This is a genomic window from Arthrobacter sp. U41 (genome assembly GCF_001750145.1).
In the GTDB taxonomy this organism is placed as follows: Bacteria; Actinomycetota; Actinomycetes; order Actinomycetales; family Micrococcaceae; genus Arthrobacter.
Genome location: NZ_CP015732.1, coordinates 2,048,353 through 2,067,769, shown reverse-complemented (window position 1 = coordinate 2,067,769; position 19,417 = coordinate 2,048,353). Strand labels below are relative to the sequence as shown.

Sequence of the window (19,417 nt, the reverse complement as noted above, 5' to 3'; positions counted from 1 at the left end):
GGCGCCCGTTGGCAGTGAACAGACGGCAGGGGGACGGCGCAGGCCCGCCGGACGGCCGGTGCCGCGCAGCCCGGGCTGCGGGCGATAATGGAGCCATGGCCAAGACACCCGCGCAGCGGTTCAAGAAGCACGGCGCCAACGCGTCCATCCCCCAGCACCACCTGCCGTCGGTGATCAATCCCAGCACCAGCCGGACCCCGAAGAAGGCACAGAACAACAGCAATCTGATCCTGATCGCCGGTGTTGTGGCGAGCCTGTTCCTGTTCTGGTACCTGCACCTGCTCACCCTGAACCAGCTCACCCAGCTCAGCGGCGGCCTGGCAATGCCGGACTCCCTGTTCGGGGGTTTCGACCAAGGCTTCGTGGAGCGGTTGCGTGCCGCGATGGACGAGGATGCCCGCGGGCAGCTCAACTACGTTCACAAGACGGCGGGCACGCTCTTCCCGCTGATCTTCGGCTTCACGTGGCTCCTGCTCATCGGCACGAACGTCGCGCGGAAGGGACTGCGCTGGGCACTGTGGGCCGTACCCCTGCTCTTCGCGGCGGTAAGGCTGTGGGGCAATGCGACCATAGACCAAATGATGTCCGCCGACAGCGTCGACGCCGGCCAAGTTGCCCTGGCATCGGGCCTCACCGTCGCGGGCTGGGTGCTGTTGGTACTGAGCCTCGTGGTCGGAATCGCCGCAGTGTTCCTGGGCCGCAAGCCTGCCTCCGCCGGTGCTCGCACCGAGGGACATGCCCAGTCCTAGCTGCGGCCACTGGGCGTAGTCCCACTATGTCCATCCGTCGCGGATCCCGGCGGGCATGTCCCACGATGCCTCCCGCGGGACATGCCCAGTCCTAGTCACGGCCCGTGGACACAGTGCCCTAAGTCCATCCGTCGCGGATCCCGGAGGGCATGCCCCTCGCTGGGGTAGGAGGGCACAGAATCAGACAGGCGGGCTCAGGCCTCGTTTGTGAGATATTCCCGGGCCTGGTCCGCACGTTGTTGTGCGCCCGAAGCCTCAAAATGCTCGACGGCCTTGAGTAGATGCTTCTGGGCCGCTTCCCGATGTCCCATTGCTGCATTTGCCCGACCCAGTAACAGGCCAGCCTCTCCCAGAATCTGTGGCGAAGGTTTTTCGGCTTCCACAAAAATGTCTTCCAGCAATGCGACGGCTGCGGCGTGGTCGCCGGCCAGGAAGTTCCAGTGGCCCCGGTTGAGCTTCAATAAGAGATAATCGTTCGCGCTGCCGCCGATGATGTCCGTGGCCAGTTCCGCTCGCTCGATGCACCGGAGGGTGTCGTCATCGGACACATCCGCGGCAAGCCGCATTGCCGCGGATGCCTTGTTGAATTTGGCCCAGACATCTAGGTTCCTAGTCGGAGAAAACGTTGCAGCTGCCAGCTCATGGTAATACAAGCCCTCCGGCACTTTGCCACAGAGGAAGGCCACGTTCCCGATCACCCAGTAGGCCTTGCCGAGCACCTGTTCATCGACTTCCGCCGATATCACTTTGGCGAGATTGAGGCTCTCAGCCCACGCTTCGTCGAGCTGCCCGCTGTCCCCCAACGCGGAGATGAGGGCCAGTCCCGCCGTTACGTTCACTTCAATGTCAGCTTCGTCCTGCATCAATTCCGTCGCGGCTCGGGCTTCGGCCGCAGCGATGTCCAATAAGCCGGCACCCTGACAGGCTTTGGCCCTCAGAATGTGGACCTGTGCCTGAAGCTGCGGTGTGGTGGCCACTGACGTGACAAGGGTCCCGGCAACTTCAGCGCTGGCTTCGAATTCACCAGCTGCCAGCAGACACTCAGCTTGGAGAAAGGTCATGTTCCACCACGCCCCGGCCTGGCCGTCGCTCAGTGCTATCACCGCAGCTTTGCGGGCGCTTCGGGATGCCTCTCCAAAGTCGTGGCCAGCCCGGTGTTCCCGCGCCTGCAGCTCAGCCGCCACATACGACGAGGAAACAGAATTTTGTTGCATGATCCAATTATCCGTTGCTGCGAGAGGGAAACAGAACCAAACTCGCGAGTCACGTCGACGAAGTATTGGCGCAGCAGCGACTCAGGACCACACGTTAACACAAGGTTTGCATTACTTCGAAGAATTGTTAGACCGTGGCGTGTCGAATGCCCCTATACTGAACTCGCATAACACGAGTCACATCAGCCTCTTACGTATCTGGAGTCCTATATGAAAAAGACCCTTGCAACACTCCTTGTCGCTGGCGCGCTGGCCGTGGCGGGCCTTTCCGCGACCTCAGCAATCTCGGCGGCCGGTGGAAACTCTGCCCAGGGCTCCGTGGAAGCCGTTAACTGGTGGCCGGACACCGTCAAGCCGACTGTCAACTGGTGGCCGGACGCCACGAGCGTCTAAGGCTGGGACATTCAGAGAAACGGCGGGTACCGGAGGGCGACTTCCAGTACCCGCCGTCCTTGCTTAACACCTCGCAGATTATGCGGGCAACCACCCGGCGGGCGATTAACCTAACCGCAGGTTCCCCGGCCCAACCAGCGCCTCGACCTGGGCCGCCGGCACGGGCCGGCTGAAGTAGTAACCCTGGCCGCTGGCGCAGCCCAGCCGGACGAGTTCAGCCGCCTGCTCCGCCGTCTCGATGCCCTCGGCAACGGCCGTGAGCCCGCAGGCGTGGATGAGATGCAGGACCGCCGCGACGAAGTTGCTCTGCTCCTCGTCTGAGCCCAGCCCGGCGATCAGGCTCTTGTCGATTTTGACCACGTTGACCGGCAATTTCCGCAGGTAGCTGATGGATGAATAGCCGGTGCCAAAGTCATCGATTTCAAGCTGCACGCCCAAGCGCCGCAGCCCGCTCAGTGAATACTGGTCCACGTCCCCGCCGTTGATCGCCATGGACTCCGTGAGCTCGACAATCAGGTTAGCGGCATTCACCCCCGTTTCGCTGAGGATGTCGCGGACATGTTCGATCAGGTCGAGGTTCTGCAATTCGGTCGTTGAGATGTTCACGCGGACGTTGAACTTATCGTCGACGTTCAGCTCCTGCTGCCACTGCCGCAGTTGGCGCACGGCGTTGCGCAGGACCCAGTGGCCCAGGTCCACGATCATCCCCGTCTCTTCAGCCAGCGGGATGAAGGAATCGGGCATCAGGAGGCCACGCTCCGGGTGGTTCCAGCGCACGAGCGCTTCCACGCCTTCAATCCTGCCGGTGGAAAGCTCGACCACCGGCTGATAATGCAGCGTGAGCTGGTCCTGGCGGATCGCCTCACGCAGTTCAGTGATCATGACGCTCTGGAGCCGGCGGGCATAGAGCAGCGCCGGTTCGAATACCTTGATGCTGCTGTGCGGCTGCGCCTTGGCCGCGTACATAGCCGTATCCGCCTCCATGACCAGGTCGTCGACTGACTGTCCGGGTTCAGCGACTCGCAGCCCGATGCTGGTGCCGCAGGTAATACGCAGGTCCCCGATTTCCAGGCTCTCGCCGAGGGCCTTGAGGATCCGGTTGGCGACCCGCCGGGCCCGGACCAGATTGGACTTCGGCAGCATCACGGCGAATTCGTCCCCGCCAAGGCGTGCGACCGTGTCCGTGTCCCGAACGGCTTGCTGCAGCCGCCGCGAAATCACCCGGAGGACATCGTCGCCGGCGCTGTGGCCCAGGGTGTCGTTGATGCCCTTGAAGGAATCGAGGTCGAGGACCAGCAGCGCCGGCGGCAATTCGCCCCGGGACGTCTCAGCAAGGGCGTGGCTCAGGGCCGAGTTCAGCGCCGTCCGGTTGGCAAGCTGGGTCAGCGGATCGGTCAGTGCCATCCGCTCAAGCTCGACCTGGGCGTCGCGCAGCATCGCCGTCCGGCTTTCGACGCGTTCCTCAAGTTCCTGGTAAATGGTCTGCAGGTCGTCGGCCATCAGGTTGATTCCGGCGATAACCGCAGCGACGTCGTCCCTGGCACCGGAATGGGGAATCCTGGTCGTCAGGTCACCGCCTGCGATCCGGACGATGCCTTCGACGAGGGCATGCAGCCTGGGGTCCGGCGGATCAGTTTTCACTCGCGTACTGCCCTAACCAGTCGATGGCCTCCGCTTCGGACAGGAAGAACTGCGCCGGGATGGTCTCGGTCCTGGACCGCAGCAGGTAGTGCGCGATCACGCGGTCGACGGGGCTTTCACCAACGAGGGCAAACGCGGACGCCGCGATGGAGGTGCTGTAGACGTGCCGCGCCTCAACGCTGACGCCCAGCACTCCGGTGATGACCAGCAGCACGGGCATGCGCCGGCCGTGGGCCAGTGCCCGGACCGCCGCTCCGGCAACGCGGGCCTCGGGACCCTGGATCTCCTCGTTGGCGGGAAGCATCACTTCGATGATGCCGCCGTCACGGATGCGGACTCCGATCGGGCCAGGTGTGAGGCTCGCCAACCCGGGATCATGCGCGCCGGCAGGCGCACGGGCAGGCTCTGCGGGGATCAGTTCGCCGGGTTCGGCCGTGGCCTCGAGCGTCATCGGAGCTCAGCCCGGCGGCAGGCCGGCACAGCCCGTGGGCGGGCCCGGCCGACGTCGTGGTGGACAACGCCATCGCTCAAGCCCGCGGAGGCGATCGCTGCATCAAAGCGCCGCAAGACTAGCTCATCAAACATTCGTCCCCAATGGACTCCGAAGTTGGCCGTTCGTCATGCGCTGGAGTCACGTCGCGCATGCTGCCCCGGAATGTTCCGGTGACTGCCCTTATGATAATCGAAGGTCGGGCTACTTTGAGACATAAGACACCCCGGAATTGCAGTGCCCAGGCGGACAGGAGCCCGCCGTCAGTCCGCCTCCGCCGCGCACGCCGGCACGCACGCCGGCACCCCCGTCCGCACCCCCGCCCGCCGCCGGAGGTAGCGCTCCTGCCAGCCGCCGGACCGTCCGTTCCCTGCCTACCCGCTGCGCAACCATCAGCCCGACTGCTGCCATGCCGATCGTGATGGGGTAACCCATCAGCCGCTCCAGGGTCCCGGGCTCCGGCACTTCCATGCCCGTCACGCCGCCAGTGATGAGGGCACCTACGGACACCACACCGCAGGCGAGGATGAGCCAGCTCAGCGGTGTCTGCCGCAGCCAGAGCCAGCCCAGCAGCACCAGCGCCAGTCCCCCGGCGGCGAAGAACATGATGGCGCCCACGACATGCCCCACCGAGCCGGCGTCCTCGGGCACCAGCCCCACCAGGACGGTGCCGGCGCCGGCAGCGGCGGTCAGGGTCCGGGCGGCGATCGCGGCCGCCCACGGGACCTTGGCTGGAGCCAGCCTGAGCCGTGCGGCGGGACGCGCCGCCGTGCACAACAGCGCCGAACTGAGCAGCAGCGCGCCGACCATCATGCCAATGCCCTGGACCACGAACGAGGCGTTCATCAGCAGGTGCGCCGGCGAGCAGACATCCCGGAAGTCGAAAACCCCGCAGTTCACGGCGCCCAGGTCGCTGATGTAGCCGGTCCGGCGGCTGTACGGCTGCTGGCCCGCCCACGCCCCGATCACGGCGGCCTCGGCGACGAAATACTGCAGCACGCTCAGCAGGGCCAGCGCGCCCGCGTAGAACCTCGTGGACGGCAGATCCGGGATGTAGATGATGTCCTGGGACGACGAGTCAGCGGGGGCAGTCATGCGAAGAGCGTAGTACGGCCCCTCACCTTGTATGCTTATATCCGTGTCCGAACGGGCCGGCCGCGGCCGTCCAGCCCGGATGCCCGCCCTCGTAGCTCAGTGGATAGAGCACGGCTCTCCTAAAGCCGGTGTCGTTGGTTCGATTCCAATCGAGGGCACTTGAATCCCCAGTCCCCGGACGACGCTCCGGACTTCGATCTCCGCGCCTATCTGCTGGGCAACTGGACCGTGGAACGAACCCTGCTGGACAGGTCCACCGGAACCCGGGGGGCCTTCACCGGCGTCGTCCGCTTCACCGAAACGCACGACGGCGGCCTCCGCCTCCGTGAAGAGGGCACCGTTTCCTGGACGTCCGTCCCGGGCGGCCCGGTCGGCACCCCGTTCACCGGTCCGGCCAGCCGGGAGTACCTGCTCCGGCCCACCGCCGCGCCGGACACGCTGGACATGTTCTTCCCTGACGGCCGGCCGTTCCACCGCATGGGCTTCGGCCCGCACAGCAGCCAGGACGCGCACTGGTGCGACCCGGACAGCTACCGCGTGAGCTACAGCAGAATCGGCCCGGACGAATTCCGCTACCAGTGGGATGTCACCGGGCCGGCCAAGGACCAGCTGCTCAGTTCGGTCCTGCGCCGCAGCACGGACGCCGCGGCATGAACCCGCTCATCATCGTGTCCGCGGTCTGTGTCTTCGACGAGGCCGGTCGGCTCCTCACCGTCCGCAAAAGGGGCACGGACAAATTTATGCATCCCGGCGGCAAGCCCGAATCGGGCGAGACGGCCGCCGAGACGGCCGCCCGGGAACTGGCGGAGGAAGTCGGGATCGTACTCGCAGCGGACGAGCTGGTGCTGCTGGGAATCTGGTTCGCGGACGCCGCCAATGAGGCGGCCACGCAGATCCAGGCGACGGTCTTCACCGCCCCCGGGGTCTGGAGTGCCTGCCCCTCAGCGGAAATCGCCGAGATCCGCTGGCTGGACCTGGCCGCGGAGCTGCCGGACGATCTCGCCCCGCTGCTCACCGACCACGTCCTGCCGGCCCTGGAGGGCCAGTCCGGCTCGGGCCAGTCCGGCTAGAGCCCCGGAACGGCGTCTTCCGCCACGGCGCTGGCCTCGCTGAACTGGGTCCGGTACAGCTCGGCATACCGGCCCTCGGCAGCCAGCAGCTCGCTGTGCGTTCCGCGCTCCACGATCCGGCCGTCCTCCACCACCAGGATGGCGTCGGCGGCCCGGATGGTCGAAAGCCGGTGCGCTATCACGACGGCGGTGCGGCCCTCGAGCGCTGCGCCGAGCGCTTCCTGGACCGCGGCTTCATTGGTTGAATCCAGGGCCGCGGTGGCCTCGTCCAGGATCACGACGCGCGGCTGGGCAATGAGCAGGCGGGCGATGGTGAGCCGCTGGCGTTCGCCGCCCGAAAGCCGGTAGCCGCGCTCCCCCACCACCGTGTCCAGGCCGTCCGGGAGCGAGCGGGTCATGTCTTCCAGCCGGGCCTGCCGCAGGACGTCCCACATGAGCTCGTCGCTGGCGTCCGGACGGGCCAGGCGCAGGTTGGAGGCAATGCTCTCGTGGAACAGATGCCCGTCCTGCGTCACCATCCCGAGGGTGTGCCGCATCGAGTCGAAGGTGAGGTCACGGACGTCCACCCCGGTCCCGGGCGTGGTTCCGCCGAAGCGGACGGCACCGGAATCGACGTCGTACAGGCGCGAAAGCAGCTGCGCAATCGTGGACTTGCCGGCGCCCGAGGAGCCCACAAGGGCGACGGTCTGGCCGGGTTCGACCCGGAAGCTGATGCCGTGCAGCACCTCCTCGCCGCCGCGGGTATCGAGCGTGGACACGTCCTCCAGCGAGGCGAGCGAGACCTTGTCCGCCGAAGGGTAGGAGAAGCGGACGTCGTCGAACTCCACGGACAGCGGCCCGGACGGCGATGACACCGCGTCGGGCTTCTGCTGGATGAGCGGTTTGAGGTCCAGGATCTCGAAGACCCGCTCGAAGCTGACCAGGGCGCTCATGATCTCGACCCGGGCGTTGGAGAGCGCCGTGAGCGGCGCGTAGAGGCGGGTGAGCAGCAGGGCCAGCACAACGACGTCGCCGGCTGCCAGCTGCCCCTGCAGCGCCAGGAAGCCGCCCAGGCCGTAGACCAGCGCGAGGGCCAGCGCCGAGACCAGCGTCAGGGCGGTCACGAAGGTGAACTGCAGCATCGCCGTCCGCACGCCGATGTCCCGGACGCGGCCGGCGCGGACAGCGAATTCCCGGGATTCCTCGTCCGGGCGGCCGAAAAGCTTCACCAGAGTGGCGCCGGGGGCGGAAAAGCGCTCGGTCATCTGGGTGCCCATGGAGGCGTTGTGCCCGGCGGCTTCACGGCGCAGGTCGGCCAGCTTGGAGCCCATCCGGCGGGCCGGGATCAGGAAGATCGGCAGCAGGATCATCGCGAGCACCGTGATGAGCCAGGACTTGCCCAGCATCACCACGAGGGTCAGGGCGAGCGCCACCACGTTGCTGACGACGCCGGACAGCGTTCCGGCGAAGGCCGACTGCGCGCCGATCACGTCGTTGTTCAGCCGACTGACAAGCGCCCCGGTGCGGGTGCGGGTGAAGAAGGCGATCGGCATCTTTTGCACGTGGTCGAAAACCTTGGTGCGCAGGTCCACGATCACGCCTTCGCCGATCGTGGAGGACAGCCAGCGGGTGACCAGTCCCAGCCCGGCTTCGGCGACCGCCACGATGGCGATCAGCACGGCCAGCCAGACCACGACGTCGGTGCCCGCGCCGGCGATGATCGCATCAACCACCTGCCCGGCGAGGACCGGGGTGGCAACGGCCAGAACGGCCATCACGATCGAGAGCAGCACGAAGGCGATCAGCTTTCCCTTGTGCGGGCGGGCGAAGCTGAACACACGCTTGAGCGTCTCCTTCGAGAACGGCTTCGAGCCGCTCGAGGCGCGCGTGATGTTGTAAAGGGAGCTCCAGGCTACCCGGTCCATGCTCATGTGTTGTTGCCTTTCGGGGCGGTATGGCCCAACAGCTCGGTGACGACGCCGTTGTCCACGTTCCAGCGCGCGTCAAGGCGCACGTTTTCCAGCAGCCGGCGGTCGTGCGTGACCAGCAGCAGGGCGCCGTCGTAGCTTTCGAGGGCTTCCTCAAGCTGTTCGATCGCCGGGAGATCCAGATGGTTGGTGGGTTCGTCGAGCACCAGCAGGTTCACACCGCGGGCCTGCAGCAGTGCCAGGGCGGCCCGGGTCCGCTCCCCCGGCGAGAGCGAATCCACCGGGCGGGACGTGTGGTCTGCCTTGAGCCCGAACTTGGCCAGCAGGGTGCGGACCTCGGCCGGGGTCTGATCCGCCAGCACGGCTTCGACGGCGTCTCCCAGTTTCAGCCCGCCGGCCAGCAGCCCGCGCGCCTGGTCGATCTCCCCGATGGCGACGGACGCGCCCATGGAGGCATCGCCGGAATCGGGCCGCTGGACGCCCAGGAGCAGGCGGAGCAGGGTGGACTTGCCGGCGCCGTTGGGGCCGGTGATGCCAATCCGCTCCCCGGCGTTGAGCTGCAGGTTCACCGGCCCCAGGGTGAAGTCGCCCTGGTGCACGACTGCGTCGCGGAGCGTCGCCACGACGGCGCTGGAACGCGGTGCCTGGCCGATGCTGAACTGCAGCTGCCATTCCTTGCGGGGTTCGTCGACCTCTTCGAGCCGGGCGATGCGGGATTCCATCTGGCGGACCTTCTGGCCCTGTTTCTCGGAGGACTCGGTGCTGGCCGCGCGCCGGATTTTGTCATTGTCCGGGTTTTTCTTCATGGCGTTCCGGACGCCCTGGGAGCTCCACTCGCGCTGGGTACGGGCCCGGGAGACAAGATCGGCCTTGGTGTTGGCGAACTCTTCGTACCGTTCGCGGGCGTGCCGGCGTGCGACCGCCCGTTCCTCAAGGTAGGCCTCGTAGCCGCCGTCGTAGACGGCCACGGAGTTCTGCGCGAGGTCCAGCTCCACGATGGTGGTCACGCAGCGGGCCAGGAACTCCCGGTCATGGGAGACCAGCACAACGCCGCCGCGGAGCCCCTGCACGAACGCCTCGAGTTTGGCCAGTCCGTTGAGGTCCAGGTCGTTGGTGGGTTCGTCCAAAAGCACGATGTCGAAGCGGCTCAGCAGCAGCGCCGCGAGCGCCACGCGGGCAGCCTGTCCGCCGGAGAGCCCGGTCATGTCGGCGTCCTGGCCGACCTCGAGGCCGAGGTCCGCCAGCACAGCCGGGATGCGGTCGTCGAGGTCCGCGACGCCCGAGGCCATCCAGCGGTCAAACGCGAGGGAGTAGTCGTCGTCGGACCCGGGGGCGCCGCTGCCAAGGGCGTCCGCTGCGGACTCCATGTCCAGGGTGGCCCGGGCGCAGCCGGTGCGCCGCGCGATGTAGCCTCCCACTGTCTCGCCGGAGATCCGTTCGTGCTCCTGGGGGAGCCAGCCGACGAACGCGTCGGCCGGGGACAGGCTGACGGCGCCCTCCTGCGGCTCGTCTACGCCGGCCAGCAGCCGGAGCAGGGTGGATTTTCCTGCACCGTTGGCCCCGACGACGCCGACGACGTCGCCTGGCGCGACGGTAAGGGAGAGTTTGGAGAAGAGTGTGCGGTGGTCATGGCCACCGGCGAGGTCCTTGGCAACAAGGGTTGCAGTCATTAGTCCATTCTCTCACCGCGGCCCAAAACGGACCGTCGGAGGGGCGGTTCGGGCGGCCCACAGCCGCCGGGCATAGAAGAACCCGCCGGTCCGGACTTGGGGGGTGTACGGACCAGCGGGTTCGAACATTTAGCATAGTTGAATCAGGACCTGACGTAAAATCAACCAGTCAGCGCTCCACTGAACGTCAAACACCGCACGTCCATTCGACTCCGCAGAAAGCCATAAATGCCCTTACCCGCCAAGGCGTTTCAACACTGGCTCCATGTCGTCGCCCCCACCGCGAGCACGGCCGACATCTGCAGGATCTCCGGGATCAAGCGCACCACGCTCGCCCAGCAGCTGGTTCGCGGAAAAGTCGCGGAAACCACCCTCGTCAGCATCAGCCGGGCCCTGCACCTGAGTCCGCTGGCGGAACTGGCTTCTTTCGACACTTTCGCCGAGCTGGCGGGGCAGCCGCGGCCGCCGACCGCTGCCGAGCTGGTCAGCCAAATTGCCACCATGGATTTGCTGCGCGCGGTCATTTCCCGTTCGTCCCCGGCCTTCGGCGGCTTCGGAGATGACGGCAGCTCGTTTACGCCGGCGCTGGGCCCCGCACCGCACGCCACCTCGGTCCGGAACTGGGTGGACTCGATCGACGACGGCGAGTTGCGGCACCGGGTCTCCGCCGCCACCGGGGTCGCCCCGCAGAACTACTCGGCCCAGTTGACCGCCAACAGGCTCTCCCCCGAGCTGGCGGTCGCGACCGCACGCGCCGCTGGCGTAGGCTTCACTGGCGGACTTGTCGCCACGGGCTTGATCACAGAATTCGAGGCCGGCTGGCCTCCGGCGGCCAGGCAAGCCGCCCTGGACGCCCTCACCGACGGTGAACTAACAGCCCTGGCCGGCGAGCGGTTGCAGTCCCTCGGCAAAACCCTGCGCCGCCAGGAACACGAACACGAACAGACTAAAAAGATATGGGAGAACCTCGGATGATCGCGATCCTGCAGTGGACCACATTGGCGGTCTGCGGCCTCGTCGCGATCGCGCGGATTCCCGGCGCCCTGCGGGGTGAGAACAGGTCGCTGTTCTTCGTCTACGCGTTCATGACGGTGGCCATCATCTTGAGCATAGAGGCGCCGTACCTGGCCGTCGACGGCGTCCTGGGCGACATGAACCTTGCCAACCTGATTCTGCGCTTCATTATCTTCGGCACCATCTTCGCGCTCGGGCTCAGAATCGCGCGGGCTTTTAGCGCCGACGACGCACTGCGGCTTATCACCGGCCCGCCCGGAATCGCGTTCGCGGGAGTTGCATCGGTGGCGGTGGTGGTGGTCTTCCTCATGATGGATACGGCGGGTTCGTCCGCCGGATTGATCGCGGTCTATGACAAGGATGCGCGCAATGCGGCGCTCGTGGAGTACTACGGAGCCGCCGGGCGCCTTTATCCCGCGTACATCACACTTGCCCTCTTTCCTGCCATGGTGCGGACGGTCCGCAGCAGCCTGCCTGGCCTCGTGCGGCTCGGCGCTGCGTTGCTGGCACTTGGTTCCGTTGCCATTACCTTAAGCCTCCTGTCCCCGGTGATTCCTGAGTCGCTGGCATACCTGCGGTTCGTCCTCAACTACACCGCCATTCTGTGCCTCGTGGTGGGGCTGGCGGTAATCTGGCTGTCGAAGATCGTGGCCGGACGCAGAGAGCGCAAACTATCGTGACCGGAAGGTCACCCGCGGACACATCAGGTAACGCTCAGGCAACATTACGTAAGAACCCCGGATTGACATTCACAAAATCATTAGATCATGAGAGAATCATGAATGTGTGAAAGCGGCAGTTGCTTCGTGGACGGGGACAAACCGTGCGGAGCCGAGGCAGCCGCCCGAGCGCCATTGGGGGGCTGAGTGGTAGCGGTCCAACTGGACCGCTCCCACTCAGCCTGTTTAACGGCCCGTTTCCGGGCCGGCCGGCCGGACGGGCCGGCCAAGCCGCCCAGCGCCCAGGCCGGGACCACGGCCTCAGCGCAGGAACCTCAGCGTCACCAGCTGGAAAGGCCGCAGCGCCAGTTCCGCCGAGTCCCCCGCCGCAGTCACGCCCGGTGCAGCCGCCGCACGCTCCAGCAGATCCACGGAATGGACGCCGCGGACAGCGAAGTTGGCGCCCACGATCCCGGCGGACCGCTCCCCCAGTGATTCATAGATCCGCACGATCACATCGCCCGAGCCATCTTCGGCCAGCTTCACGGCTTCCACGACCAGGGCCGGGTTGGAAACCGTCAGGAGCGGTTCCGCGCCGTGGGCGCCCGTGAGCACCCGCGGCGCCAGGTTCGTGCGGTAGCCCTCTTCGACGGCGTCAGCGATGCTGGCACCTGGCCGGATAGTCACGTTCAATTCGTGCCGGCCCCGGTCAGCCCCCGGGTCCGGGAACTTGGGCGCGCGCAGCAGCGAGAGCCGCACGGTGGTGGTCGTCCCGCCGTCGTCCTCCCGGATATTCCGGGTGACGTCATGGCCGTACGTTGATGAGTTGGACACCGCCACCCCGTAGCCGGGCTCGGCGACATGGATCCACCGGTGGGCGCAGATCTCGAACTTCGCCGCCTCCCAGGAGGTGTTGAGATGCGTCGGGCGGAACACATGGCCGAACTGGGTCTCCGACGCCGAGCGGTCCGCCCGGACATCGAGCGCGAATCCGAGCTTGAGCAGCTTTTCGCTTTCCTGCCAGTCCACCGCGGTCGAAATCGCCAGCGAACCGGCACCTGCCTCCAGCGAGATCCGCTGTGTCACCGCTGAAGCGCCTGCCAGCCGTTCCACCACGACGGCGGCGTCCCGGCCGCTGCGTTCCACCGCCAGCGAGCGCGCGGCGGTCAGCCGGACGACGTTGCGGCGGTAGAAGGCGTCGATGTCCCAGGCATCCCATTCGTTGGGGGTGTCCCGGTGAAGCTCCAGCAGGTTCCCGTACTGCCCGGGAGCGATCGCGTCTCGCCCGCTGGCATAGTCGACCAGGGATTCCAGCAGGCCCTCGGCGTTGATGACGGCGCGGATGATCCCGTTGTCCAGTATGAAGCCGCCGCCCTCCTCGGTGGCCAGCACCGGCTGACCGGCAATGACCGGCTCGGCCGCGCCGAGCGGGGCGACGCCGGCGCGCCGGTGCGGGGCGGCGTTGAGCAGGAAATCGGTGTCCCCGGCACCCAGCAACGCACCGGCGGCGTCGGCGATGATCGCCTCCAGTTGGCTGCCGACGGCGGCGTAGTTCCGCTCGGCGTCCTGGTGCACCCACGCGATGGAGCTGCCCGGGAGGATGTCGTGGAACTGCTGCAGCAGCACCAAACGCCAGAGCCGCTTGAGCTCTGCCGCCGGGTAGCTGAACCCGGTGCGCACGGCGGCCGTGGCGCACCAGAGTTCGGCCTCCCGCAGCAGGTGTTCGCTGCGCCGGTTGCCCAGTTTGGTCCTCGCCTGGCTGGTGTACGTGCCGCGGTGAAGTTCAAGGTACATCTCACCAACCCAGACGGGCAGCGCTTCGTACTCGGCCTCGGCCCGGGCGAAGAAGGTCGCGGCCGAGCCGAGCTCCACCTTCGGCGATCCCTCGAGGTCCGCGGTGCGGCGCGCCGCCGCCAGCATCTCCCGGGTGGGTCCGCCGCCGCCGTCGCCGTAGCCAAACGGCACCAGCGAGGTGGTGCCGCGGCCGTGGTCCCGGTAATTCCGCTCGGCGTGGGCGAGCTCCCGTCCGCTGAGTTCGGAGCTGTAGCTGTCCACCGGCGGGAAATGCGTGAAGACCCGGGTGCCGTCAATGCCTTCCCAGTTGAAGCTGTGGTGCGGCATCCGGTTGACCTGGTTCCAGGAGATCTTCTGGGTCAGGAACCACTTGCTGCCCGCGGACTTGACGATCTGCGGCATGGCAGCCGAATAGCCGAAGGTGTCCGGGAGCCACGCTTCCTCACATTCGACGCCGAATTCGGCCAGGAAAAAGCTCTTTCCCTCCAGGAACTGGCGGGCAATGGCCTCGCCGCCGGGCATGTTGGTGTCCGACTCGACCCACATGCCGCCCACGAGGACAAACTGGCCGGTTTTGACCTTCTCCCGGATCCGCCCGAAAAGCTCCGGATACAGCTCCTTGATCCAGTCGAGCTGCTGGGCCGAGGAGCAGGAAAACACGAACCCGGGATCCTCGTCCATCAGCGCCACCACGTTGGAGAAGGTGCGGGCGCATTTGCGGATGGTTTCGCGGACCGGCCAGAGCCAGGCGGAGTCGATGTGGGCGTGTCCGGTGGCCAGCAGGTGGTGTGCCGAGGCGTAGGCCGGCCGGGCCAGGACCCCGGCGAGGGCCTCACGTCCCGCGCCTGCCGTGCCCGGTACGTCATCGGGATCCATGACGTCCAGCATCCGTTCCAGCGCGCGCAGGATTTCGTGCCGGCGGGGCAGTTCCATCGGCAGTTCGTGCATGAGTCCGTTGAGGGTCCAGATGTCCTGTTGCAGTTCCCAGACGGTCTGGTTGAGTTCGGCGATGAGGATCCTGCCGAGCCGGTATTTGGGTTCGTTGCCCGAGGTCGCTTTGTCGCCGTACGGCGTGGCTGCGAAGGTCCACCCCTGCGACAGATCGGGGTTGGCGGCCGCCTCCACGTAAAAATCGACGGACATCCCGCTGCCCAGGAGCTTCAGCGGGATGTACTGGTTGCGCGGGGAGATGGCTTTCACGATCGTACCGTCCGGCCGCCAGGCGATTCCTTCGCATTGAAAGCCGGGAAGGTCGCCGCTGAAACCCAGATCCACGATGATTTCCACTGAGGTGTCCGCCGCCGTGCCCCAGGCGTCCGGGACCTGCCCCTGCAGGCGCAACCATTTGGTGCTCCACGGCCGCCCCCAGGCAGCACCGTGCTCCTGCGGCGTGAACTGCTGCTTGAGAGCCTCCAGTGCCGGCACCGGTTCATCCGGGACATCCCAGCTGCTCAGGGTGAGCGGCACGCTGCGCGGATAGACCGCGGGGACGATGCGTTCGCGAACAAAACGGTCAAGCCGGACTTCCGTGAGACGGCGGTCGTCGTGCAATGTGTCCCTCTTAGCGCTGGCGTGAATGACGCAGAAAGGCGTCCAATCGATGGATAAAACTTACGGCGCCGCTGGCCCCAAACCAAGGGGGATCCGGCGGACGCTACCCACCTACGGGTGCGGGCACCCCGCCCACGCGGGTCTGGCCCGCATACACATTCAGCGACGTGCCGCGGCTGAACCCGGCCAGCGTGATGCCGCTCGCCTCGGCCAGTTCGACAGCCAGGCTCGACGGCGCGCTGACCGCGGCCAGGACGGGGATGCCGGCCAGGGCCGCCTTCTGCACCAGTTCAAAGGACGCCCGCCCGGAGACCTGGAGCACGGTTCCGCGCAGCGGCAGCATACCTTCGCGGAGGGCCCAGCCGACCACCTTGTCCACGGCATTGTGGCGGCCCACGTCCTCGCGCACGCACAGCAGTTCGGCGGAACCGTCGTCAGCGATCCGGAACAGGCCGGCGGCATGCACGCCGCCGGTGACGTCGAAGACGGCCTGGGCTTCCCGGAGCCGGTCCGGGAGGGACGCGAGGGTGGTGATTGGGACCATCAGCGGGTCCTCTGCCGGGCTGAAATGCGAGGACTTGTGCACGGCTTCAATGGAATCCGTGCCGCAGATGCCGCAGGAGCTGGAGGTGAACACGTTCCGCCCGGTGTCCGGCCGGACGACGTCGGGCCTCAGCTGGGCCTCCACCACGTTGAAGGTCTGGACGCCGTCCTCGTCCTCCCCCGCGCAAAACCGCAGCGAAACGAGCTGTTCGGGGCTCCAGATGATGCCTTCGGAGACGAGGAAGCCCGCCACCAGGTCAAAATCGTTCCCCGGGGTCCGCATGGTGACGGAGAAGGAAAGGCGGTCGAGCCGGATCTCCAGCGGCTCCTCAACGGCGAGTACGTCCTCCCGGTGCCGGACCGGGAACTCGAGAGCCTGGGGCGATCCGTCCAGGACATATTTGTGCACCTTGCGGCGCTGCGTGACGCGGCCCATCAGGTACTCCTAACCAACATAATTCCATCATGGCAAGCACTTGGCCGGGTGGCCAGCGCGCGTTCAAGACCGGGCACTACCCCAGCAATTCACTCCAGTCCACGGAGCCGCCGGTACCGGCGGGCTTCCGGGCGGTCCGTTTCGGGGCAGGCTTGTCCTTCCCCGCGGCGAGGTCCGGAAGGGCGGCACCCCAGGGAAGGGCGAAGGCGGGGACAAGTTCCCCCAGCTGCACTCCATGCGGCGGGACCACCAGGACGCCGTCGGCTGCGGCCAGCCCGCGCATCATGCCCGGGCCGGTGTGCCGGGCCGGGGAGGCCATACCGTAGAGGAGCCGGAACGGCATCAGCCGGGTCCGGCCGGGGTCCGGTTCGATCATGGCGCCGCAGGGAACCTCGGTGACGGGAGGCAGGCTCCGGTGCCCCAGCGCCGCCAGGAGCGGGGCCCCGATGGTTGACAACGCCATCATGGCCGCGAGCGGGTTGCCCGGCAGCCCGATGATGAACCTGCCGTCCGGCAGTTCAGCGAGGACGGCCGGATGGCCGGGCCGCATGGCGATACCGTCGATGAGCAGGCGTCCGCCGAGCTCGGCGACCGAACGCCGCAGGTGGTCCGTGCCGGACGGACCGGTGCCGCCCGTGGTGATGACCACGTCGGCCGGCAGCAGCTCAGCGGCGGAACGCGCCAGGAACTGCCCCGCGGCTGCTGCCCCGATGCCCTCCGCCGGGTCGGTGTCCTCGAGCGCCGCGAGCCATTCAGCGTAGCTGTCGCCAATTTTCGTTTCACCGGCGCAGATTCCCCCGAGCATCTCCACGACGCCGGCGAGCTGGGGACCGAAGGTGTCCCGCACTTCCCCCGGCTGCGGAATCCCCGCGGTGACCACCTCGGAGCCGGTGAACACCAGTCGGACCAGGGCTTTGCCCAGCACCGGGAGGGCGTCGTGGCCGGCGACGGCCGCGAGGGCCAGGTGGGCGGGGTTGAGCAGGGTACCGCTTTTGATCAGAACATCGCCGGCGGCGGCTTCCTCTCCGGCCTTCCGGATGTGCTCGCCGTTTCGCGGCTCGCCGGGCTTGGCGGCGCCGGCGAGCAGCAGGACCGGCAGACCGTCCTCATCGCTGCCGATGGTGCCGCTTTCGCTGCGGAGCACGGCCTTCGCCCCGGGAGGAATCAGTCCGCCCGTGACGATCGGACTGGCCTGATGGGGAGCCAGCCGCTGGCCGGGTTCCGCGAGGATCCAGGGTCCGCTGCCGTTGACGGCCCAGCCGTCCATGGCGGAGGAGGCGTAGTGCGGCAGGTCAACGAGCGCCTCGACATCCGCGGCGAGTGTCCGTCCCAGGGCCTCGCGGAGGGCGACAGGGGCGGCGGGGATGGGAGATGCGCAGTCGAAGGCCAGCTGCCAGGCTTCCTGCCAGGTGTGTGCAAGGTGCCGGTGGGGCGCAGGTGTCATGCCCCGGGGGCTTCGCTGGCTGCGTAGTCCGTGGCGAGTTTGCGGGCTACGCCCATCGCTGCCTGCATCGAGACGGCATCCGTGGCCTGTCCGGAGCCGGAGGCCAGGCCTGCCGCGAAGCCGGCGATGAACGTCGTCAAGGGAGCGGCAGGGCGCACAATGGAGTGCGCCGCCACACCGGCCAGGGCCAGGATCTCGTTCACGTCAACCTCGACGTCTTCCAGTTCCAGGGCCTGAAGCAGGGCACGGCACCAGTCTTCCAATGTTTCATCCTGGCTTTTCACCGTTTGCCTCCAAGGTCGAGTTCAGCTGGGGAGTCCCGGGCCGGACGCCAGATCACTGGCTGCCGCGGTCGTGGCTGTCGCTGCCATGACCGCCGGGAGGGCGGGTCACCCCTAATGCGGAGGCATCGTCCCAGGTATCCACATCGTCCGTGGACCCTGCGGGGACGTTGACTTCCCGCACCTCCAGCCTAGCAAGAAGGGCGAATACCGAGGCATTTTCGAGCGCGCCCCGTTGGGCCGCTTCCGCAGTCCTGCGTTGTAGCGCGGCCGTGTTATATAAACCCACCAGGGGTTGCCGGCGTCCGTCGGCGGACACCGCCGCCAGCCCGTCCTCCGGCGCGCCTTCCGCGGCCGCCTCCAGCAGCGCCCGGACGGCGGCGCCGGCCCGTGGCATGTCGCAGGCGAGGACGAGGGTATAGGGGGCGGCAGTCCGGTGAAGGGGATCCCGGCCCCGGTGCCGTTCGAGGGCGGCGAGTCCTGCCGCGATGGCGGCAGCGGGTCCGGCAAACGGCGGGTCCTCCCGGCAGCTCAGCACACCTTCCGGCAGATTCCCCGGGTCGGGCCCGACGACGGCGGTTGCCGCCGCACCGCGGGCGGCCCGGAGGGCACGCTCCAGCAGGGTGGCGCCGTCGTGCAGCAGACCGCCCTTGGGCACACCCCCCAGGCGGGAGGACCTCCCCCCGGCGAGAATGACAGCATCAAATTCCACCGGCCCAGCCTAGCGCGGTCCGGGCCGGCGGCCAGGCACCGATGGCCAGGCGCGGCGGGCCGTTTCAGGCAGCTGATTCCGGCAGCAGGAAAGGGTCCCAGGCCGGGGTCGGCTTCTCCAGCTCCTTGATCTGCCAGGTTGTTCCCCGTGGGGGCGCAGGGCTGAAGCTGAGCTTCCACCCCATTTCCCCCGGGGTGTGGTCGCCTTTGGCGTTGTTGCAGCGCAGGCAGGCCGCGACGAGGTTTTCCCAGGAATCCGCACCGCCCCTGGATTTGGGCTGGATGTGATCGATGGTGTGGGCGGCTTTGCCGCAGTAGGCGCAACGGTGTCCGTCCCGGCGCAGCACACCGCGGCGGCTGACCGCCGTTATGGTGTTGTACCGGGGCCTGATGTAACGGTGCAAAAGAATCACCGAGGGCCGGCCAAGGACGTCCTGCGGCCCGACGACAGGATCGTCGCCTTCCGCCACGACGCTGGCCTTTCCGGTCAGCACAAGGACGAGCGCCCGGCGGAAGGTCACAACCGCCAGCGGTTCATATCCAGCATTCAGAACGAGAGTGCGCATCCGCATACCTCTTCACGGCCGCACCCGCCAGTGGCACGAGGGCCGGCTGCCCTCTGCATGGTCGGGCTATGGATCGACAAAACAAGAGTAAACACGGAGGTGCCGTTTCACCGAATCTTTTTTTGCCGGCCGCCGGCTGTGCCGGCTGAAGTTCATCTTGCGGCAACGCAAAGGACCCCCGCCGAGTGG

Annotated in this window: 18 protein-coding genes and 1 tRNA gene; 7 read left to right on the top strand and 12 right to left on the bottom strand. The window is 67.2% G+C overall.

Features of this window, described 5'->3' with window-relative positions; genetic code table 11:
* The first annotated feature begins 95 nt into the window (after positions 1-95).
* A complete protein-coding gene (locus ASPU41_RS09570) occupies positions 96-749 on the top strand; it encodes a hypothetical protein (RefSeq protein WP_069950720.1) in 654 nt (217 codons plus the stop codon).
* Between the two features lie 194 nt (positions 750-943).
* Here the strand turns inward: ASPU41_RS09570 and ASPU41_RS09565 are convergent, their stop codons facing one another.
* The gene (locus ASPU41_RS09565) at positions 944-1,963 is read right to left on the bottom strand and encodes a hypothetical protein (RefSeq protein ID WP_069950719.1); all 1,020 of its coding nucleotides are present in this window, start codon (positions 1,961-1,963) and stop codon (positions 944-946) included.
* A 210-nt stretch (positions 1,964-2,173) separates the two neighbouring features.
* Between ASPU41_RS09565 and ASPU41_RS09560 the strand changes: the two genes are divergently transcribed.
* Positions 2,174-2,356 (top strand): hypothetical protein, encoded by a 183-nt coding sequence (locus ASPU41_RS09560; RefSeq protein WP_069950718.1) that lies wholly within the window; start codon positions 2,174-2,176, stop codon positions 2,354-2,356.
* 105 nt (positions 2,357-2,461) lie between these two features.
* On the opposite strand, the gene ASPU41_RS09555 is transcribed toward ASPU41_RS09560, so the two are convergent.
* The 3 genes from ASPU41_RS09555 to ASPU41_RS09545 all read right to left on the bottom strand — a co-directional run bounded on the left by ASPU41_RS09555 (position 2,462) and on the right by ASPU41_RS09545 (position 5,582).
* Positions 2,462-3,997, bottom strand: coding sequence for a putative bifunctional diguanylate cyclase/phosphodiesterase (locus ASPU41_RS09555; protein ID WP_069950717.1), 1,536 nt, complete (start codon positions 3,995-3,997; stop codon positions 2,462-2,464).
* Positions 3,987-4,448: a DUF7793 family protein gene (locus ASPU41_RS09550; protein ID WP_069950716.1), complete on the bottom strand. Its 462-nt coding sequence runs from the start codon at positions 4,446-4,448 to the stop codon at positions 3,987-3,989. Before ASPU41_RS09550 ends, ASPU41_RS09555 begins: the two co-directional genes overlap by 11 nt.
* Positions 4,449-4,691: 243 nt before the next feature.
* Positions 4,692-5,582 (bottom strand): DUF998 domain-containing protein, encoded by an 891-nt coding sequence (locus ASPU41_RS09545; RefSeq protein WP_083266447.1) that lies wholly within the window; start codon positions 5,580-5,582, stop codon positions 4,692-4,694.
* A gap of 85 nt (positions 5,583-5,667) precedes the next feature.
* On the opposite strand from ASPU41_RS09545, the gene ASPU41_RS09540 reads away from it, so the two are divergent.
* The 3 genes from ASPU41_RS09540 to ASPU41_RS09530 all read left to right on the top strand — a co-directional run bounded on the left by ASPU41_RS09540 (position 5,668) and on the right by ASPU41_RS09530 (position 6,652).
* A tRNA-Arg gene (locus ASPU41_RS09540) sits at positions 5,668-5,740 on the top strand.
* Between the two features lies 1 nt (position 5,741).
* A complete protein-coding gene (locus ASPU41_RS09535; RefSeq protein ID WP_069950715.1) occupies positions 5,742-6,236 on the top strand; it encodes a DUF6314 family protein in 495 nt (164 codons plus the stop codon).
* Positions 6,233-6,652: an NUDIX hydrolase gene (locus tag ASPU41_RS09530; RefSeq protein WP_069950714.1), complete on the top strand. Its 420-nt coding sequence runs from the start codon at positions 6,233-6,235 to the stop codon at positions 6,650-6,652. The genes ASPU41_RS09535 and ASPU41_RS09530 overlap by 4 nt, the downstream gene beginning before the upstream one ends.
* Here the strand turns inward: ASPU41_RS09530 and ASPU41_RS09525 are convergent.
* Both ASPU41_RS09525 and ASPU41_RS09520 read right to left on the bottom strand, forming a co-directional pair.
* Positions 6,649-8,562 (bottom strand): ABC transporter ATP-binding protein, encoded by a 1,914-nt coding sequence (locus tag ASPU41_RS09525; protein WP_069950713.1) that lies wholly within the window; start codon positions 8,560-8,562, stop codon positions 6,649-6,651. The two genes, ASPU41_RS09530 and ASPU41_RS09525, sit on opposite strands and share 4 nt — an antisense overlap.
* Positions 8,559-10,229: an ABC-F family ATP-binding cassette domain-containing protein gene (locus ASPU41_RS09520; protein ID WP_069950712.1), complete on the bottom strand. Its 1,671-nt coding sequence runs from the start codon at positions 10,227-10,229 to the stop codon at positions 8,559-8,561. Before ASPU41_RS09520 ends, ASPU41_RS09525 begins: the two co-directional genes overlap by 4 nt.
* Positions 10,230-10,457: 228 nt before the next feature.
* Between ASPU41_RS09520 and ASPU41_RS09515 the strand changes: the two genes are divergently transcribed.
* Both ASPU41_RS09515 and ASPU41_RS09510 read left to right on the top strand, forming a co-directional pair.
* On the top strand, positions 10,458-11,204 hold the full coding sequence (locus tag ASPU41_RS09515) for a hypothetical protein (protein ID WP_069950711.1): 747 nt from the start codon (positions 10,458-10,460) through the stop codon (positions 11,202-11,204).
* Positions 11,201-11,923 (top strand): hypothetical protein, encoded by a 723-nt coding sequence (locus ASPU41_RS09510; RefSeq protein WP_069950710.1) that lies wholly within the window; start codon positions 11,201-11,203, stop codon positions 11,921-11,923. The genes ASPU41_RS09515 and ASPU41_RS09510 overlap by 4 nt, the downstream gene beginning before the upstream one ends.
* Positions 11,924-12,223: 300 nt before the next feature.
* Here ASPU41_RS09510 and ASPU41_RS09505 read toward each other — a convergent pair whose 3' ends face one another.
* The 6 genes from ASPU41_RS09505 to ASPU41_RS09480 all read right to left on the bottom strand — a co-directional run bounded on the left by ASPU41_RS09505 (position 12,224) and on the right by ASPU41_RS09480 (position 19,228).
* Positions 12,224-15,247 carry an alpha-mannosidase gene (locus ASPU41_RS09505; RefSeq protein WP_069950709.1) on the bottom strand — a complete coding sequence of 1,008 codons (3,024 nt, stop codon included), beginning with the start codon at positions 15,245-15,247 and terminating at the stop codon, positions 12,224-12,226.
* Between the two features lie 103 nt (positions 15,248-15,350).
* Positions 15,351-16,226 (bottom strand): formate dehydrogenase accessory sulfurtransferase FdhD, encoded by an 876-nt coding sequence (fdhD, locus tag ASPU41_RS09500; protein ID WP_069950708.1) that lies wholly within the window; start codon positions 16,224-16,226, stop codon positions 15,351-15,353.
* A gap of 76 nt (positions 16,227-16,302) precedes the next feature.
* A complete protein-coding gene (locus ASPU41_RS09495) occupies positions 16,303-17,670 on the bottom strand; it encodes a molybdopterin molybdotransferase MoeA (RefSeq protein WP_069950707.1) in 1,368 nt (455 codons plus the stop codon).
* Entirely contained in the window at positions 17,667-17,954 is a 288-nt protein-coding gene (locus ASPU41_RS09490; protein WP_069950706.1) for a DUF6457 domain-containing protein, read from the bottom strand. The genes ASPU41_RS09495 and ASPU41_RS09490 overlap by 4 nt, the downstream gene beginning before the upstream one ends.
* 52 nt (positions 17,955-18,006) lie before the next feature.
* The gene (gene mobA / locus ASPU41_RS09485; RefSeq protein WP_069950705.1) at positions 18,007-18,663 is read right to left on the bottom strand and encodes a molybdenum cofactor guanylyltransferase; all 657 of its coding nucleotides are present in this window, start codon (positions 18,661-18,663) and stop codon (positions 18,007-18,009) included.
* A gap of 64 nt (positions 18,664-18,727) precedes the next feature.
* Entirely contained in the window at positions 18,728-19,228 is a 501-nt protein-coding gene (locus ASPU41_RS09480) for an HNH endonuclease (protein WP_069952602.1), read from the bottom strand.
* Positions 19,229-19,417: the final 189 nt, after the last annotated feature.

Excerpts from the sequence above, each read along its gene's own strand:
- ASPU41_RS09480 (WP_069952602.1), bottom strand. The coding sequence starts at position 19,228 with ATGCGCACTCTCGTTCTGAATGCTGGATATGAACCGCTGGCGGTTGTG.
- ASPU41_RS09525 (WP_069950713.1), bottom strand. The coding sequence starts at position 8,562 with ATGAGCATGGACCGGGTAGCCTGGAGCTCCCTTTACAACATCACGCGC.
- ASPU41_RS09570 (WP_069950720.1), top strand. The coding sequence starts at position 96 with ATGGCCAAGACACCCGCGCAGCGGTTCAAGAAGCACGGCGCCAACGCG.
- fdhD (WP_069950708.1), bottom strand. The coding sequence starts at position 16,226 with ATGGGCCGCGTCACGCAGCGCCGCAAGGTGCACAAATATGTCCTGGAC.
- ASPU41_RS09495 (WP_069950707.1), bottom strand. The coding sequence starts at position 17,670 with ATGACACCTGCGCCCCACCGGCACCTTGCACACACCTGGCAGGAAGCC.
- ASPU41_RS09530 (WP_069950714.1), top strand. The coding sequence starts at position 6,233 with ATGAACCCGCTCATCATCGTGTCCGCGGTCTGTGTCTTCGACGAGGCC.
- ASPU41_RS09550 (WP_069950716.1), bottom strand. The coding sequence starts at position 4,448 with ATGACGCTCGAGGCCACGGCCGAACCCGGCGAACTGATCCCCGCAGAG.
- ASPU41_RS09560 (WP_069950718.1), top strand. The coding sequence starts at position 2,174 with ATGAAAAAGACCCTTGCAACACTCCTTGTCGCTGGCGCGCTGGCCGTG.
- ASPU41_RS09565 (WP_069950719.1), bottom strand. The coding sequence starts at position 1,963 with ATGCAACAAAATTCTGTTTCCTCGTCGTATGTGGCGGCTGAGCTGCAG.
- ASPU41_RS09545 (WP_083266447.1), bottom strand. The coding sequence starts at position 5,582 with ATGACTGCCCCCGCTGACTCGTCGTCCCAGGACATCATCTACATCCCG.
- ASPU41_RS09510 (WP_069950710.1), top strand. The coding sequence starts at position 11,201 with ATGATCGCGATCCTGCAGTGGACCACATTGGCGGTCTGCGGCCTCGTC.
- ASPU41_RS09520 (WP_069950712.1), bottom strand. The coding sequence starts at position 10,229 with ATGACTGCAACCCTTGTTGCCAAGGACCTCGCCGGTGGCCATGACCAC.
- ASPU41_RS09515 (WP_069950711.1), top strand. The coding sequence starts at position 10,458 with ATGCCCTTACCCGCCAAGGCGTTTCAACACTGGCTCCATGTCGTCGCC.